The sequence below is a fragment of the Pseudomonas sp. TH15 genome (assembly GCF_016651105.1).
Taxonomy (GTDB): Bacteria; Pseudomonadota; Gammaproteobacteria; order Pseudomonadales; family Pseudomonadaceae; genus Aquipseudomonas.
This window is the reverse complement of record NZ_JAEKEL010000002.1, coordinates 874,632-890,658: the sequence shown is the minus strand read 5'-3', so window position 1 is coordinate 890,658 and position 16,027 is coordinate 874,632. Positions and strand designations below refer to the sequence as shown.

General features: G+C 60.0%; 11 protein-coding genes and 1 riboswitch. Of the genes, 7 read left to right on the top strand and 4 right to left on the bottom strand.

The features are described 5' to 3' along the window. Positions 1–523 precede the first annotated feature (523 nt). Positions 524–1,339 (top strand): M48 family metallopeptidase, encoded by an 816-nt coding sequence (locus tag JFT87_RS27860; RefSeq protein ID WP_201206612.1) that lies wholly within the window; start codon positions 524–526, stop codon positions 1,337–1,339. 151 nt (positions 1,340–1,490) lie between these two features. Here JFT87_RS27860 and JFT87_RS27855 read toward each other — a convergent pair whose 3' ends face one another. The 3 genes from JFT87_RS27855 to JFT87_RS27845 form a co-directional block, all read right to left on the bottom strand. Further along, on the bottom strand, positions 1,491–2,075 hold the full coding sequence (locus JFT87_RS27855; protein WP_201193568.1) for a TMEM165/GDT1 family protein: 585 nt from the start codon (positions 2,073–2,075) through the stop codon (positions 1,491–1,493). Between the two features lie 88 nt (positions 2,076–2,163). Continuing rightward, positions 2,164–2,288: riboswitch (yybP-ykoY riboswitch) on the bottom strand. 50 nt (positions 2,289–2,338) lie between these two features. Further along, entirely contained in the window at positions 2,339–3,337 is a 999-nt protein-coding gene (locus JFT87_RS27850; protein WP_201206610.1) for a class I SAM-dependent methyltransferase, read from the bottom strand. Positions 3,338–3,370: 33 nt separating this feature from the next. Beyond that, a complete protein-coding gene (locus JFT87_RS27845) occupies positions 3,371–4,336 on the bottom strand; it encodes a 2-hydroxyacid dehydrogenase (protein WP_201206608.1) in 966 nt (321 codons plus the stop codon). Positions 4,337–4,661: 325 nt separating this feature from the next. Here JFT87_RS27845 and JFT87_RS27840 point away from each other — a divergent pair, with 325 nt between their 5' ends. Continuing rightward, entirely contained in the window at positions 4,662–5,291 is a 630-nt protein-coding gene (locus JFT87_RS27840) for a LysE family translocator (RefSeq protein WP_201206606.1), read from the top strand. A gap of 115 nt (positions 5,292–5,406) precedes the next feature. On the opposite strand, the gene JFT87_RS27835 is transcribed toward JFT87_RS27840, so the two are convergent. Beyond that, the gene (locus tag JFT87_RS27835) at positions 5,407–6,177 is read right to left on the bottom strand and encodes an AraC family transcriptional regulator (RefSeq protein WP_201206604.1); all 771 of its coding nucleotides are present in this window, start codon (positions 6,175–6,177) and stop codon (positions 5,407–5,409) included. Between the two features lie 85 nt (positions 6,178–6,262). Between JFT87_RS27835 and JFT87_RS27830 the strand changes: the two genes are divergently transcribed. The 5 genes from JFT87_RS27830 to JFT87_RS27810 all read left to right on the top strand — a co-directional run bounded on the left by JFT87_RS27830 (position 6,263) and on the right by JFT87_RS27810 (position 15,950). Further along, entirely contained in the window at positions 6,263–7,447 is a 1,185-nt protein-coding gene (locus JFT87_RS27830; RefSeq protein ID WP_201206603.1) for an MFS transporter, read from the top strand. Between the two features lie 148 nt (positions 7,448–7,595). After that, positions 7,596–9,278 carry a fatty acid--CoA ligase gene (locus tag JFT87_RS27825; RefSeq protein ID WP_201206601.1) on the top strand — a complete coding sequence of 561 codons (1,683 nt, stop codon included), beginning with the start codon at positions 7,596–7,598 and terminating at the stop codon, positions 9,276–9,278. Positions 9,279–9,624: 346 nt separating this feature from the next. Next, positions 9,625–11,514 (top strand): DUF1302 domain-containing protein, encoded by a 1,890-nt coding sequence (locus JFT87_RS27820; RefSeq protein WP_201206599.1) that lies wholly within the window; start codon positions 9,625–9,627, stop codon positions 11,512–11,514. Between the two features lie 28 nt (positions 11,515–11,542). Then, positions 11,543–12,907, top strand: a complete 1,365-nt coding sequence (locus JFT87_RS27815; protein WP_201206597.1) for a DUF1329 domain-containing protein — start codon at positions 11,543–11,545, stop codon at positions 12,905–12,907. A gap of 310 nt (positions 12,908–13,217) precedes the next feature. Continuing rightward, positions 13,218–15,950, top strand: a complete 2,733-nt coding sequence (locus tag JFT87_RS27810; RefSeq protein WP_201206595.1) for a LuxR C-terminal-related transcriptional regulator — start codon at positions 13,218–13,220, stop codon at positions 15,948–15,950. Positions 15,951–16,027: the final 77 nt, after the last annotated feature.

Sequence of the window (16,027 nt, the reverse complement as noted above, 5' to 3'; positions counted from 1 at the left end):
CTCACGGCTGAGATTCAGTTGCGGCTGGCCATCAGCCCCCGGCGTGCCGATCAGTTCATTAACGCGCACCAGTCCGCCGGCAATCAGCAGCGGCGCTTCGAGTTCGCGCTGAATCTGGCTGACCTGAGTCTGCGCCAGGGACGTCAGGCGTTGCTCGATGACTTGTTCGAACTGCGCCTGGGTCCGCTCCTGGACCATGTCTTGCGTCCGGGCACCGGAAAACAGCGCGTACAGCACCAGGGCGGCAACAACGCTGAGGACGATAGCGCCGGCAAGGGCCGCCACGGAAAACTGGATCGACTTGAATTTCATGGGGGCTCCGCACGCAAGAGGACGTCTGCGTTGGGGTATCGGCAGGTGGGCCAATGGACATGAGCCCAAGGGGGCGAATTGACCCTTTTGGATGTGCCCGTGTCGCATTCAGGCAGGCGCAGAACCTTTGCGCAGCAGGGCAGTCAGTTCAGTATGAATTTTTTCCACTACAGTCTGCCTTTCGCAGAGTGCGGATATCGGGAGTTACGGGATGAACAAGTCACTGATGGCGGGTGTGCTGGGCTCGGTGCTGTTGCTCAATGGCTGCGAGACGGTGAACACGACGAGTGCCGGTGAGGTGGGTGTCGTTCGTCAGCAGCGGATGTTCAGCCTGGTGTCGAGCGAGCAGGTCAATCAAGCGTATGCCCAGGATTACCAGCAGACCCTGGGTGATGCGAGCAGCAAGAATGTGCTCGACAAAACCAGCGCCGATGCCAAACGTATTCAGGTGATCGCCGATCGGTTGATCGCCCAGGCGCCGACATTCCGGCCGGACTCCGCGCAATGGAAATGGGAAGTCAATCTGATCAAGAGCGATGAGCTCAATGCCAACTGTGGTCCTGGCGGCAAGATCATCGTTTACACCGGTCTGCTCGACAAACTGCAACTGACCGACGATGAAGCGGCCGCAGTGATGGGGCATGAAATTGCCCACGCTTTACGCGAACACGGTCGCGAGGCCTTGTCGAAGTCGTATGGCGTGCAAATGGCGCAACAGATGGCGATAGCGGCGGGTGCGCCGCCTGCATTGGTGGAGGTGGGAAACAATGGTGTAAACCTGTTGATGACGTTGCCCAACAGCCGCGCCAATGAAAACGAAGCCGACCTGATCGGTCTGGAACTGGCGGCTCGCGCCGGCTACAACCCGAATGCCGCAATCACCTTGTGGAACAAGATGAGCAAGGCTTCCGAAGGTTCGTCGCCGGAATTCATGAGCACTCACCCGGCGTCGACCAGTCGGATTGCTTCGCTGCAGGCAGCGATTCCGAAGGTGATGCCGTTGTACGAGAAAGCTGCGAAGTCCTGATATTCATGGGGCGAGGCTGCTGACGCCTTCGCGAGCAAGCCCGCTCCCACATTGGATCACCAGTGCTCACAAATATTGTGGCCACCGAGATTCCCCTGTGGGAGCGGGCTTGCTCGCGAAGAACGATAACGCGGTCTACCGACCTACGCCGTCAAACCCACCCACTGCTCTGCATCGCCTTGTACACCGCGACAATCGCCAGCACAAAGAACGCCGCTGCCGCCAGGCGACGAATCAAGGTCAATGGCAGTTTGTCCGCCGCAAAGTTACCGGCCAATACCACTGGCACGTTGGCGATCAACATACCGGCGGTGGTGCCGATGATCACCAGCCACAGGTCCGGGTATTGCGCGGCGAGCATCACGGTGGCGACCTGGGTTTTGTCGCCCATTTCGGCGAGGAAGAACGCGATCAGCGTGGTCAGGAACGGCCCGAACTTGCGGGCGGTACTGGCTTCGTCGTCGTCCATCTTGTCCGGCACCAGGGTCCACAATGCCGTTGCGGTAAAGCTCGCGGCGAGGATCCAGTGCAGCGTCGCATTCGTGAAGAAGCTACCAAACCAGGCACCTACCGCACCGGCTGCCGCGTGGTTGGCCAGCGTCGCGGCGACGATACCGGCGATGATTGGCCAGGGTTTGCGAAAGCGCGCGGCGAGAATGAGCGCGAGCAGTTGCGTCTTGTCGCCGATTTCGGCCAAGGCAACGATTGCGGTAGGAACGAGAAGAGAATCCAGCATCAGGGTTTTCCTAAGGGGCGGGTCGACACGGCTATGACACGTACAGCCTTCCCGCCCCGGGTAAGGTGTTCGTGTCATAGGTCTTGTCAAACCCTGGCGATCCGTCTGTGCGGACGCTTAGGTCGCATACGCCATGGTCTGTTGACCAAGTATGTTGACGTATGCCGGACGAGCATGGCGCTCGTGGGAGACTACTCCCCTAGGACGGAGCGGATTCTGCCTAGGCAAATCCGATTGGGCAAGCCTCTTTTTTAAAAGAAGTTTCAGCCGCGTTTGGCCCGGTAGATCCGGAAACCCTGTCCTTCAGCCTTGATCGCACACACGCCGAGGTGCTCTTCGATCAGCGGTTGATACTTCAGGAAGCTGTTCGCAACCAGGCGCAGTTCGCCACCGTTTTTCAGATGTTTGGCTGCTTTTCGCAGCAAGTTCTCGGTCGCGAAATAATCTGTGTGCACCCCGACATGGAACGGTGGGTTACTCAAAATCGCACTCAAACCCATCGGCGCGGCATCGATGCCATCACCGGTAATCACCTCGGCTTCCAGACCGTTGGCGGCCAATGTCAGACGACTGCTGGCGGCGGCAAACGCATCCACGTCGAGCAACGTGACCTGATTGTGTGGATAACGACGCTTGACCGCCGCGCCCAACACGCCGGCACCGCAACCGAAGTCCAGCAAGTGGCCGCTCGGCAATTTGTCCAGATGCTCCAGCAACAGCGCGCTGCCGCGATCCAGGCGACCGTGGCTGAAGACGCCCGGCAGGCTGATGACTTTCAGCGGCCCTTCGGCCAGTGGCAGTTCGTATTCCTGGGCCAGGCTTTCCAGCGACTTGGCTTCTGGCGCATTGGCGACGGTGACCTGCCACAGTTGGCAATGCCGTGCGCTGTCGAGCTTGCGCGGTTTGCCGAACGGGTTCAGTTGCTTGGCCGCGCCTTCGATACCGCTGCGTTTTTCGCCGACCAGGTACAACTCGCGCCCGGCCAGACGTGAGGCGAGGGCGTTGAGGATGTAGTCGGTCAAATCCTTGGACTTGGGCAGAAACACCACGGCGGTTTCGAATTCGCGCTCGGGCGCATTCACGCCAAACTGGCTGCGATCGGCGAAGCGTGCGTCCAGTGTCGCTTGATCGCCGGCATGCCAGCACCAGCCGTGGGCGTCGGGCAGGCGGCCCAGCAAGTCGTCGGCGGGCAAACCGGCCAACAACACCGAACCCTGGAACAACTCGGCCTGACGAAGCAGTACTTCACTGCGCGGATCCATACTCTGCTCCTTGAAAAAAAGTGCGGCAGTTTATCAACTGACGACCCGCAGCGCTGTACCGCTGAAGAACGCCTGAGCGTTTTCGGTCAATTGCCCAACGATCCGCTGCCGCGCTTCGCGACTGCCCCAGGCGTTGTGCGGGGTGACGATCAGTCGAGGGATGTCGTGGGCCAGCAGCGGATTGCCAGCGGTCGGTGGTTCGACGCTCAGCACATCGGTGGCGGCGCCGCCCAAATGACCGTTGCGCAACGCATCGGCCAGTGCCTGTTCGTCGATCAAGCCACCGCGGGCGGTGTTGACCACGAAGGCACCGGGTTTCATCGAGGCCAGCTCACGGGCGCCGATGAAGTGGCGGGTGTGTTCGTTGAGCGGGCAGTGCAGAGTCAGCGCGTCGATTTGCGGCAGCAGTTCATTCAGCGGCAAGCGATCCGGGCGGGCAGGGCGACCTGGAATCTGCCCCAGCACTACGCGCATGCCGAAGGCTTCGGCCAGCCGTGCGACGGCGCCACCCAGTTCACCGTGGCCGAGCAGGCCGAGGGTTTTGCCTTCCAGTTCGACGATCGGGTAATCCAGCAGGCAGAACTGTTTCGCTTGCTGCCAGCGACCTTCGCCGACGGCTTTCTGGTAGTCCGCCAGGCGTGTCGCCAAATTGAGCAACAGCATGATCGTGTGCTGGGCCACCGACGGCGTGCCGTAACCCTGGCAGTTGCAAACGGTGATCCCGTGGGCGCGGGCGGCGGCCAGATCGACGTTGTTGGTGCCGGTGGCGGTGATCAGGATCAGCTTTAATTCAGGGTTGGCGGCCATGGCGGCGGCATCGATCAGGATCTTGTTGCTGATGGCGACGGTGGCGCCCTTGAGGCGCTCGATCACTTGGTCCGGTGTGGTTTGGGCGAACAACTGCAAATCGCTGAAGCACTCGCGCAAGGGGCTCAGGTCGAGGTCGCCCAGATCCAGGGACGGGTGGTCGAGGAAAACGGCGCGGCGAGAGTTCGTCATCAACTGTACCTTTTGTGCAATGAACTGAAGGCGTAATCTGCCGAGCCTACCAGATGAAACAAATGGTTACGCACTGGCTGAAAGTCACTCGGTTGAGACTTTGAAGTACGGCGCAGTCCTGTGGCGAGGGTGCTTGCCCCCGTTGGGGCGCGAAGCGGCCCCTTTCAACAGCAACCCGGCTTCATCAGGTGTACCGAGTGCACCGATTTACGGCTGCTTCGCAGCCGAACGGGGGCAAGCCCCCTCGCCACAGGTTTTATGCAAGCCATAGAAATTGAGTTTGCTTCAGTTTATTTATTGACCACGTCGCCCTAGAGGAGCCCCCATGTACTGGACAGAGTTTTTGACCGTTGCCCTGATTCACCTGCTGGCCGTCGCCAGCCCCGGCCCGGACTTTGCCGTGGTGGTGCGTGAGAGCGTGACCCACGGTCGACGTGCCGGGACCTGGACCGCGCTGGGTGTGGGGTCGGCGATTTTCCTCCACGTTGGCTATTCGCTGCTGGGCATCGGCCTGATCGTGTCCCAGTCGATCGTGCTGTTCAACGCCTTGAAATGGGCCGCCGCCGCGTACCTGCTGTACATCGGTTTCAAGGCCCTGCGGGCACAACCGGCCAAACCCGTGGCGGACGATTTGCACAAGGAAGTCGGCGAGCGCACTGCTCGCGGCGCCTTCACCTCAGGCTTCGTGACCAATGGCCTGAACCCGAAAGCCACGCTGTTTTTCCTGTCGCTGTTCACCGTGGTGATCAACCCGCACACGCCGCTGGCCGTGCAGGCTGGTTACGGGGTTTATCTCGCGGTGGCGACGGCGTTCTGGTTCAGCCTGGTGGCAATGCTGTTCAGCCAGCAGCGCGTACGCGCCAGTTTCGCCCGCATGGGCCATTGGTTCGACCGGACCATGGGCGCGGTGCTGATCGCCATCGGCGTGAAACTCGCGTTCACCGAGATGCATTGATAGCACCCTGAAAATAACGACCCTGATCCTTGTAGGAGCTGCCGAAGGCTGCGATCTTTTGATCTTAACGGTACTGAAACGCCGAAGATCAAAAGATCGCAGCCTTCGGCAGCTCCTACACGGGATTGAGTTCGCTCAATTTGTTCAACGCACTCAGGTATTCCCGAGGGTTCTCCCCGAGCAAGCGGCGGAACATCGCGCTGAACGCCCGGGCGCTGCCGTAGCCCAGATCCTGCGCCACGTTCTGCACGCTTTCACCGACGAGCAGGCGCGGCAGGGCTTCCATCAGGCGCAGTTGCTGGCGCCAGGCATTGAAATTCATCTTCAGTTGTTGCTGGAACAGCCGCGCCAGGGTTCGTGAACTGGCGCCGACCTGCTGGGCCCAGTCTTCCAGCGTGTTGGGGTGGTCCGGTGTGCGCAGCAGTGCCAGGCAGATGCCTTGCAGGCGCCGGTCCTCGGGCATAGGGATATGAAGGGGAAGGTTTTCCAGGCCGGCGATTTCTTCCAGCATCAACTTCTGGATCAACGGATTTCCCGCGTGTTGCGGGCCTTGCACTGCCCGCAGGATCAACTCGCGCAGCAACGGCGTAACGGCCAGCACGCAGCATTGTTGTAGGCTCGGCGGCGACAGTTCCGGAGCAATGAACAGCGAGCGCATACGCACCTCACCGGACATGAAAATCTCATGGGCCACCATGGGTGGAATCCACACCGCCCGGGTCGGCGGAATCACCCAGGCGCCCTGCGCCGTGACCACCCGCATGGTCCCGCAAACGGCATAGAGCAACTGTGCTTCGCGATGTTGATGTAGCTCTTGGTGAGCGCCATCCATGTAATCGCGCGGATAGGCGCTGACCGGGCCGTGCTGGAAGTGGCTGATTAACATGTCGGTTCCGATGACTTTGTTGTCAGGAATACGCTTTTTCGCCAACTTAGCATAAGCCGCTCACTACAACGTAAAGCGTGCCGCGATGAACCAATCCAGAAACGTCATCCGCTACATCAACGCAGCCCATGTGATCGACCACATGTTCATGCTGATCTTTCCCGCCGCCATTCTTGGCATGACCCAAGCCTTCGCCCTGGATTACGCCGCGCTGATCGGCCTGTCCTTGGGCGGCTTCATTGCCTTCGGCGCCTGTTCGCTACCGGCCGGTTGGCTGGGTGATCACTGGAGCCGGCGGAAGATGATGCTGGTGTTTTTCTTCGGAATTGGCGCCTCGGCAATCTTTACCGGGTTGAGCACCCGCGCACCCATGTTGGTACTGGGCCTGACGCTGATCGGGATCTTCGCCGCGATTTATCATCCGGTGGGCACTGCGATGCTGGTGGCCTATGCACAGAACCGTGGCCGGGAAATCGGCATCAACGGTATGTGGGGCAACCTTGGCGTGGCGTTTTCGGCGCTGATCACCGTGTTGCTGGTGGCGCAGTTCGGCTGGCGTTCGGCGTTCATTCTGCCGGGCGTGGTGGCGATTGTTCTGGGCATCGGTTTTGCCTTGCAGGTGCGTGAAGAGCCGATTCCCAAGCGTCCCCATACGCCGCTCAAAGGCGCGGCCGGCCAGCGGATTTCCATGGTCATGGTGTTCGGTGTGCTGGCCCTGGCCACGGCGACCGGCGGCGTGGTGTTCAACGCCACGACCATGACCTACCCGAAACTGTTTCAAGAGCGCCTGCACGATCTGTTTGCTTCGCCGCAAATCCTGGGCGTTGTGGTCAGCCTGGCGTATGCCTTCGGCGCCGTGGCGCAGTTGAGCATCGGCCGGGTCCTGCATCGTTTCAGTCTGAAATGGCCGTTCCTTGTGTTGACGTTGTGCCAGGCGCCGCTGCTGTTCGGATTGGCCTACGTGGATGGCTGGGCCGTGATTGCACTGGGCGCGGCGTTCATGTTCGTGGTGTTTGGCCAGGTCACGGTGAATGACGCGATGGTCGCCAACTTCGTCGCGCCGCAGTGGCAATCCCGGGTTTTTGCGCTGCGTTACTGTTTATCGTTCGGTGCCAGTGCTACTGCGATTCCGCTAATTTCGTTCGTCGAACCACGCCAGGGATTTGTAGGGCTTTACCTGATATTGGCGGGTTTTGCGGCGTTGACCTTCGTCGCTGCACTGGTTTTCCCACGGACGCCGTCTGAGGCTGCTGTAGGGCAAACGGCGTAACCGGTGACGAAATCCTGCAAATGCTGGCGCAAAGCTAGCATTTGTACCGCTGTGCAAATCATTCCTTTGACTGATTTGGCTGCGGTATAACGGCTCTAGAGTAATGATCTTTAATAGCCAACACCGTGTAGTCAGAAAAGGGATTCTTATGTTGCAGACTCGCGTTATTCCGCCAGCCGAAGGCGCTTACCAGTATCCGTTGCTGATTAAACGACTGCTGATGTCCGGCGCTCGTTACGAGAAAACCCGCGAGATCGTGTACCGCGACCAATTGCGCTACAGCTACCCGACGTTGATCGAGCGGGTCGCACGGTTGGCCAACGTGTTGACGGCGGCCGGGGTCAAGGCCGGGGATACCGTGGCGGTGATGGACTGGGACAGCCATCGCTACCTGGAATGTATGTTCGCCATCCCGATGATTGGCGCGGTTATTCACACGATCAACGTGCGGCTGTCACCGGAACAGATCCTCTACACCATGAACCACGCCGAGGACCGCTTCGTGCTGGTCAACAGCGAGTTCGTCGGGTTGTATCAAGCCATCGCCGGGCACCTGACCACGGTTGAGAAAACCCTGCTGTTGACCGACCTGCCAGAGAAAACCGCCGATTTGCCGAACCTTGTCGGTGAATACGAGCAACTGCTGGCCGCCGCGAGCACGCAGTACGACTTCCAGGATTTCGACGAAAACTCCGTCGCGACCACGTTTTACACCACAGGTACTACCGGCAATCCGAAAGGCGTGTACTTCACCCATCGGCAACTGGTGCTGCACACCATGGGCGTGTCGACGATCATGGGTTCCATCGACAGCGTGCGGCTGTTGGGTACCAACGACGTCTATATGCCGATTACGCCGATGTTCCATGTGCACGCCTGGGGCTTGCCGTATGTGGCGACGATGCTCGGGCTCAAGCAGGTTTATCCCGGCCGCTACGACCCGGAATACCTGGTGGAGCTGTGGCGCAAAGAGAAGGTCAGCTTTTCCCACTGCGTGCCGACCATCCTGCAAATGGTCCTCAACGCCAAGGCTGCGCAGAACGTCGATTTCGGCGGCTGGAAAATCGTCATTGGCGGCAGTGCGCTGAACCGCACGTTGTACGAGTCTGCCAAGGCCAAGGGTATTCAATTGACCGCCGCTTACGGCATGTCGGAAACCGGGCCGTTGGTCTCGTGCGCTCACCTCAACGACGAGTTGATGGCCGGCACCGAAGACGAGCGCACCACCTATCGAATCAAGGCCGGCGTGCCGGGTCCCTTGGTGGACGCGGCGATCATCGACAGCGATGGCAACTTCCTGCCCGCCGATGGCGAGACCCAGGGCGAACTGGTGCTGCGTGCGCCGTGGCTCACCGAAGGTTATTTCAACGAGCCCCAGAAGGGCGCCGAGCTCTGGGCCGGCGGCTGGTTGCACACCGGCGACGTGGCGACGCTGGACAGCATGGGCGTGATCGACATCCGTGACCGGATCAAGGACGTGATCAAGACCGGCGGCGAGTGGATCTCGTCCCTGGACCTCGAAGATCTGATCAGCCGTCACGCAGCGGTACGTGAAGTAGCAGTGGTGGGCATTGCCGATCCGCAGTGGGGCGAGCGCCCGTTTGCCTTGCTGGTGATCCGCGAGGGCCATGTGATCGGGGCCAGGGAACTCAAGGAACACCTCAAGCCGTTCGTTGAGTTGGGGCACCTGAGCAAGTGGGCGATCCCGAGCCAGATTGCCCTTGTTACTGAAATTCCCAAGACCAGTGTCGGCAAGCTCGACAAGAAGCGTATCCGCCTCGACATCACCGAATGGCAGGCCAACAACAGCACCTTCCTCTCGACGCTTTAAGCGTTATCTGAGCTCCACTGGCGTGCCCGAAAAGGCACGCCAGCCCCACCAAGCAAGCGCTTGGCTTGTTAAATCCAAATTTTCAGCCATCCTTGCCGTGCCGACATGTGTCGGACTGGCGAAAGGACTGTTCCAGAGTGGCCGGCAGCTGCAAATCACACTTTAGAGGGATCAAGCCGTACTACCTGCTGGCTATAGTCCGCTCAAGGATTTTTAAGAACGGAGCAAACGCACAAACGGGGCGATGCACATTTGGATTGACGTCGGGATCTCTTGGCTCCCGGTCACCCACAACGTTTTTAAAAGTACTCACTGCCATAACAATAATGCACATGGAGTAGCGTCGATGACATCAGTAAACCAGTTCTGGCGCCGGGCGAAATTGCCGCTGGCGGTCAGTCTTGCTTCTACGCTCGCCGGGCCCGCATTCGGCGTCAGTTTCAATATCGGTGAAATCGAAGGTCAGTTCGACTCGTCGCTCTCCCTGGGCATGAGTGTTTCGACCCAGCAGCCGAACAAGGACCTTATTGGTGTCAACAACGGTGGCAAGGGCTTGTCCCAAACCTCCGATGACGGTCACGCGAACTTCAAGAGCGGGCAAGCCTTCTCGAAGATCTTCAAAGGCATCCATGACCTTGAATTGAAATACGGCGATACCGGCGTGTTCGTGCGGGGCAAATACTGGTACGACTTCGCGCTGCAAAACCAGGACCTGGAATTCAAGAACGTCAGCAACGATCACCGGGATGAAGCGGCCAAGTCATCGGGCGGCCAGATCCTCGACGCCTTCATTTACCACAACTACTCCATTGCCGATGAGCCGGGTTCGGTGCGTCTGGGCAAGCAGGTTGTGAACTGGGGTGAAAGTACTTTCATTGGCGGCGGTATCAACTCGATCAACCCGATCGACGTGTCCGCGTTCCGTCGTCCAGGTGCCGAGATCAAGGAAGGCCTGATCCCGGTCAACATGTTCTACGTGTCCCAGAGCCTTACCGAAAACCTGTCGGCCGAGGGCTTCTATCAGCTTGACTGGCAAAAGACCGTCACCGATAACTGCGGCACGTTTTTCTCTCAGCCCGACATCGTGACCACCGGTTGCGATGACAACCTGCGGGTACTGAACAAGAGTTCGACGATTCCAGGCGTGGCGCTCGGTCCATTGGCCGCTGCCAATGTCGACGTCAACGACGAAGGCGTTCTGGTGCGCCGCGCCCCTAACCGCAACGCGCGGGACAGTGGGCAGTTTGGTGTTGCCGCCAAGTACATGTTCGATCCGCTGGCCACCGAATTCGGTGCCTACTTCATGAACTACCACAGCCGTGCGCCGATCTTCAGCGCCACGGGTGCGCCACAGTCGGTCTATAACGGCGTCAAGGCACTGCCAGGCCCGTTCCAGGCACTGGGGCCTTTGGTGGTTGCGGGTAACTCGGAATACTTCATCGAGTACCCAGAAGACATTCGTCTGTATGGTTTGAGCTTCTCCACCACCCTGCCTACCGGTACGGCGTGGAGCGGTGAGATCAGCTACCGGCCGAATGCGCCGGTGCAGTTGAACTCCACCGACATTCTGTTCGCCGGTGTGCGTCCGTTGGGCGGTGCGCTGACCAATGCGTCGATTCTCAGCGGCGTCCCCGGTCAGGATCTGCACGGCTATAACCGCAAGGAAATCACCCAGTTCCAGACGACGTTCACGCATTTCTTCGATCAGGTCATGGGCGCCAACCGTCTGACCCTGGTCGGTGAAGTCGGCGTGACCCACGTCGGCGGTCTGGAAAGCAAGTCCGATGCCCGTTATGGCCGCGATCCGGTCTTCGGTCCGGGTGAACTGCCGTCTACCGGTGGCCTCAACACTTGCTCGCAGATCCTCAACGCCTCCACCATCGCAGGTGCCGGTGCGGGTGCATCGACCAGCAACCAAAGCAGCAATTGCAACAACGATGGTTTTACCACGGCTACTTCGTGGGGCTATCGCGGTCGCGCCATCTGGGATTACAGCGACGTGTTTGCCGGCGTGAACCTGAAGCCGAACGTGGCCTGGTCCCATGACGTCAAGGGTTACTCACCAGGCCCAGGCGGCAACTTCGAAGAAGGTCGCAAGGCAATCAGTCTTGGGCTCGATGCCGAATACCAGAACACCTACACAGCGAGTCTGAACTACACCAACTTCTTTGGTGGCGACTACAGCACGGTGGATGATCGCGACTTCGTTGCCCTCAGCGTCGGCGTGAACTTCTAAGCACAGTTTTTTCAGGACGAACACACATATGAAAATAACAAAGAGTCTGTTCCACGCCGGTGTTCTGGGGCTTTCGCTGCTGGCCAGCGCGGTCATGGCGGCGGTTCCTGCTGCCGAAGCCGACAAGCTGGGCAAAAGCCTGACGCCGATGGGGGCCGAGATGGCGGGTAACGCCGACGGTTCGATCCCGGCCTGGAAACCGCTGCCGAAAAATGCCGGCACGGTCGACAGCAAAGGCTTCCTGTCCGACCCTTACGCCAGCGAAAAACCGCTGTTCACCATCACCGCACAAAACGTTGACCAATATAAGGACAAGCTTGCACCGGGCCAGTACGCGATGTTCAAGCGCTACCCGGACACGTTCAAAATGCCGGTCTATCCGTCCCATCGCGGCGCCACCGTGCCGGATGACGTGTTTGCCGCCATCAAAAAGAACGCCACGACCACCAACCTGGTCGCCGGTGGCAACGGTCTGGAAAACTTCGAAACCGCCGTACCGTTCCCGATCCCGAAAACCGGTCTGGAAGTCATCTGGAACCACATCACCCGCTATCGCGGTGGCAGCGTGACCCGCCTCGTGACCCAGGCGACGCCACAGACCAATGGCTCGTTCAGCCTGGTGTATTTCCAGGATCAGTTCGTGTTCCGCGACAAGATGAAGGACTACGACCCGAAAAATCCGGGCAACGTCCTGTTCTACTTCAAGCAGAAAGTGACCGCGCCGGCCCGTCTGGCAGGTACCGTGCTGCTGGTGCATGAGACCCTTGACCAAGTGAAGGAACCTCGCAAGGCCTGGGTTTACGCCACTGGCCAGCGCCGTGTGCGTCAGGCACCGCAAGTGTCCTATGACGGCCCGGGCACTGCCGCGGATGGCCTGCGCACCTCCGACAACCTGGACATGTACAACGGGGCGCCGGATCGTTATGACTGGGCGCTCGAAGGCAAGAAGGAGATGTACATTGCCTCCGACAGCTACAAGATCGATTCGCCGACTCTCAAGTACACCGACATCATCAAGGCCGGCCATATCAACCAGGACCTGACGCGTTACGAGCTGCGCCGGGTCTGGCATGTGGTGGCGACCTTGAAGCCAGGTCAGCGTCATATCTATGCCAAACGTGACTTCTTCATCGACGAAGACACCTGGCAGGCAGCGGTCATCGACCATTACGACGGTCGTGGTCAGCTGTGGCGCGTGGCCGAAGCCCATGCCGAGGATTACTACGACAAGCAAGTGCCGTGGTATGCGCTGGAAGTCCTGTACGACCTGCAATCGGGCCGCTACCTGGCACTGGGCATGAAGAACGAAGAGAAACAGGCGTATGACTTCGGCTTCTCTGCCAGCAAAAGTGAATTCCAGCCGGGCAACCTGGGTCAGGATGGTATTCGCTAAGCAGTAATCAGAGGCCGCATCCTCGAAAAACGCCCCGACTGGTTCGGGGCGTTTTTTTGGGGAAAAACATCAAAAGATCGTCCGAACGCGGCCCGAGCCTTCGGCAGCTCCTACGGGTATACGCCGATCCCATGTAGGAGCTGCCGAAGGCTGCGATCTTTTCACTGATACGGATGTATCAAAAGCCTGACACCTTTGGTTGTATTCTTTTTGTAGCCATTTGTAGCAACAACCTTCAATACCGCTCCGTTTACCGCTAGTCTGCGGACATCTGCAACGCCGCCAACAGCAATTCAAACAAGAGCCGGCCATGACTGATCTGTCCCCACTTCCGGGTCCTGCAACCGTCGCCGTCGCGGCATTGGACGGGCGTTTCTTCCGGCCCCCGTTGCCTGACGGCCATGTGCTGCGACCTCGCCTGTGCGAACGCCTGGGTGCGGGGCTGGGTGGCCGGTTGCTGCTGGTCAGCGCCCCGGCGGGGTTCGGCAAGAGTTCGTTGGCAGTGGAGTTCTGTCAGAGCCTGCCGGCTCATTGGCAAAGTCTTTGGCTGGGATTGAGCCCGCGGGACAACGATCCGGGGCGTTTCCTCGAGCGTCTGCTCGAAGGCCTTCAGGACTTTTTTCCGCAACTGGGCAGCAAGGCGCTCGGGCTGCTGAAAATGCGTCAGCGCCATCAACCCTTCGCCTTCGAAGAATGGCTGGACGGTTTGCTGGATGAGCTGGCCGTGCACCTGTCGCCGAGTACGCCATTGCTGCTGGTGCTGGATGACTACCATTTGGCCCAGGGACCGGTGCTCGATCGCTGCCTGCAATTTTTCCTCAATCACCTCCCCGATGGCCTGCTGGTCATGGTCACCAGTCGGCAACGTCCTGACTGGCACCTGGCGCGACTGCGGCTGTCGCGGCAACTGCTCGAACTGCATGAGCAAGACCTGCGACTGACCCGTGACGAAGCCCTGACCCTGCTGGATCGCCATAGCAGTTCATTGCGCGGGGAGGCGCTGGAAAGCCTGATCCTGCGCAGCGAAGGCTGGGTGGCCGGCCTGCGCTTCTGGCTGCTGGCGGCGTCCGAAGTCGGCAGCGATGGCGCGTTGCCGCAGTCGCTGCACGGCGGGGAAGGGCTGATCCGCGATTACTTGCTGGAAGAAGTCATCGATTGTTTGCCCGCCGAAGTGCAGGCATTCCTCTATGACACCGCGCCTCAGGAGCGCTTTTGCAGCGAGTTGTGCGACGCCGTGCGCGAGGCACATGACAGCGCCGAGATCCTGCGTTTCCTGTTGGCCCATCAGATTTTTCTGGTGCCGTTGGACGAGCACGGTCACTGGTACCGTTATCACCACTTGTTTTCCGACTTGCTGCGCACGCGGCCCACGACTCAGGCCCTGGTGCCGGCCGCCAGCCTGCATTTGCGTGCCTGCCGCTGGTTCAACGCCCAGGGATTGCTCGATGAGGCGGTAGAGCAGGCCTTGCGCGCCGGGCACCTGGATGTCGCGGCGAACCTGGTGCAAAACCTTTCGGAAGAACAGCTGCTGGCGGAGCAAAACGTCGGCATGCTGCTGCGCTGGAAAATGGACTTGCCCGACAGCCTGCTGATTAGCACGCCACGGCTGATCGTGCTTTATAGCTGGGCGCTGGGGCTGGCCTGCCAGTTGGACGCTGCCGAGGAGCTGGCCAATCACTTGAGCCGTTTCCTGCCAGCGCCGTCGGCCACGGCGCAGAAGTCCATGCTGGCGCAATGGCTGGCCCTGAGCGGCATCATCGCCCGTGGACGCGGCAATCGTGAACTGACGCTGCTCTATTGCAGCGAAGCGCTGGAAAGCCTGCCCGCCAAACGTTACGGCCAGCGCCTGATGTGCCTCTCTACCTTGTCCAACCTGGCGATTGCCGATGGCGACTTGTGGCGCGCCCGGGGCCTGAATCGCGAGTCCCTGGAGTTGGCGCAGCGCGTCGGCAATCCGTTGTTCGAGGCCTTGGCCCATTACGACCGCGCCCGCGTGTTGCAGGCGCGCGGGGAGATCCTGCGCTCGCTCGATGAGGTCCGTCAGGGGCTGCAACGCCTGCACGGGTTGTCGCCGCAACGGTTGTATGCGGTGCGCGCCCGTTTGATCTTGTACGAGGGTTTTCTGCTGGCGCTGCGCTTGCAGCCGGACGCCGCTCGGTTACGTTTGCAGGCCGGTTTGAGCGAAGCGCGGGCCTGTCGCGACATCAGTGTATTGATCGGCCATTGTGTGATCGCCAGGCTCGAGGGCAGCAGCGGCGAGTTCGCCAAAGCCTTTGCCGAACTGGCCGAAGCCGAACGGTTGATGCACATCTGGGATGTCCCGCCGATCTATTACCTGGCGATGATCACCCTGGTCAAATGCGAGCTCTGGCTGGCTCAGGGCCGCACCGATCTGGCCGAAGCCTGGCTCGCGCGATTGGGCCAGACCTACAACGGTGAACGCGCCGCCGCGCCGCCGGAATTCCATCCACAACTGCCGCTGCACATCGAGTTGCAACAAGCCTTGCTTGAGGTGATTCAGGGGCAGCCGATGCTGGCCGAGGGGCGTTTGAATGCGTTGCTTGAGCATGGGCAGCAGACGGGGCGGCAGATGCTCTGTGTGATGGCGCTGACGCAGAAAATTATGTTGTTGCTGGCGAGTGGGCGTGAGCCTGAAGCACGCAAGGCATTGGCTCAGGCACTGGAGGCGGCGGCCGGTGGTGTGCTGCAACCGTTTGATGCATTAGTGAAAGAGCAGGGAGATTGGCTGCGTGGACAACTGTTGGCTTCGCCAGCGTTGGCAGGTCAGCAATTGCTCCAGCACTTCCCTTCAGCGCCGTCCCGTCCGGTCATTGATTCGAGTGGCACCGAGCAACTCAGCAGTCGGGAATTGTCGGTACTGCGCCTGATCGCCCAAGGCTGCTCGAACCAGGAGATCAGCGATCAACTGTTCATTTCGTTGCACACGGTAAAAACCCACGCCAGCCATATCAACAGCAAGTTGGGGGTTGAGCGACGTACGCAAGCCGTGGCGCGGGCGCAAGAACTGGGGGTGCTGGGTTAGCCAGTAACAATCGTCGAGCATCAAAAAACGCCCCGAACCAGTCGGGGCGTTTTTCTTGTGCATGACGGCCTGCGTGG

Bases quoted from the DNA above. Each gene is read 5' to 3' on its own strand.
- JFT87_RS27860 (WP_201206612.1), top strand. From the start codon at position 524: ATGAACAAGTCACTGATGGCGGGTGTGCTGGGCTCGGTGCTGTTGCTC.
- JFT87_RS27855 (WP_201193568.1), bottom strand. From the start codon at position 2,075: ATGCTGGATTCTCTTCTCGTTCCTACCGCAATCGTTGCCTTGGCCGAA.
- JFT87_RS27850 (WP_201206610.1), bottom strand. From the start codon at position 3,337: ATGGATCCGCGCAGTGAAGTACTGCTTCGTCAGGCCGAGTTGTTCCAG.
- JFT87_RS27845 (WP_201206608.1), bottom strand. From the start codon at position 4,336: ATGACGAACTCTCGCCGCGCCGTTTTCCTCGACCACCCGTCCCTGGAT.
- JFT87_RS27840 (WP_201206606.1), top strand. From the start codon at position 4,662: ATGTACTGGACAGAGTTTTTGACCGTTGCCCTGATTCACCTGCTGGCC.
- JFT87_RS27835 (WP_201206604.1), bottom strand. From the start codon at position 6,177: ATGTTAATCAGCCACTTCCAGCACGGCCCGGTCAGCGCCTATCCGCGC.
- JFT87_RS27830 (WP_201206603.1), top strand. From the start codon at position 6,263: ATGAACCAATCCAGAAACGTCATCCGCTACATCAACGCAGCCCATGTG.
- JFT87_RS27825 (WP_201206601.1), top strand. From the start codon at position 7,596: ATGTTGCAGACTCGCGTTATTCCGCCAGCCGAAGGCGCTTACCAGTAT.
- JFT87_RS27820 (WP_201206599.1), top strand. From the start codon at position 9,625: ATGACATCAGTAAACCAGTTCTGGCGCCGGGCGAAATTGCCGCTGGCG.
- JFT87_RS27815 (WP_201206597.1), top strand. From the start codon at position 11,543: ATGAAAATAACAAAGAGTCTGTTCCACGCCGGTGTTCTGGGGCTTTCG.
- JFT87_RS27810 (WP_201206595.1), top strand. From the start codon at position 13,218: ATGACTGATCTGTCCCCACTTCCGGGTCCTGCAACCGTCGCCGTCGCG.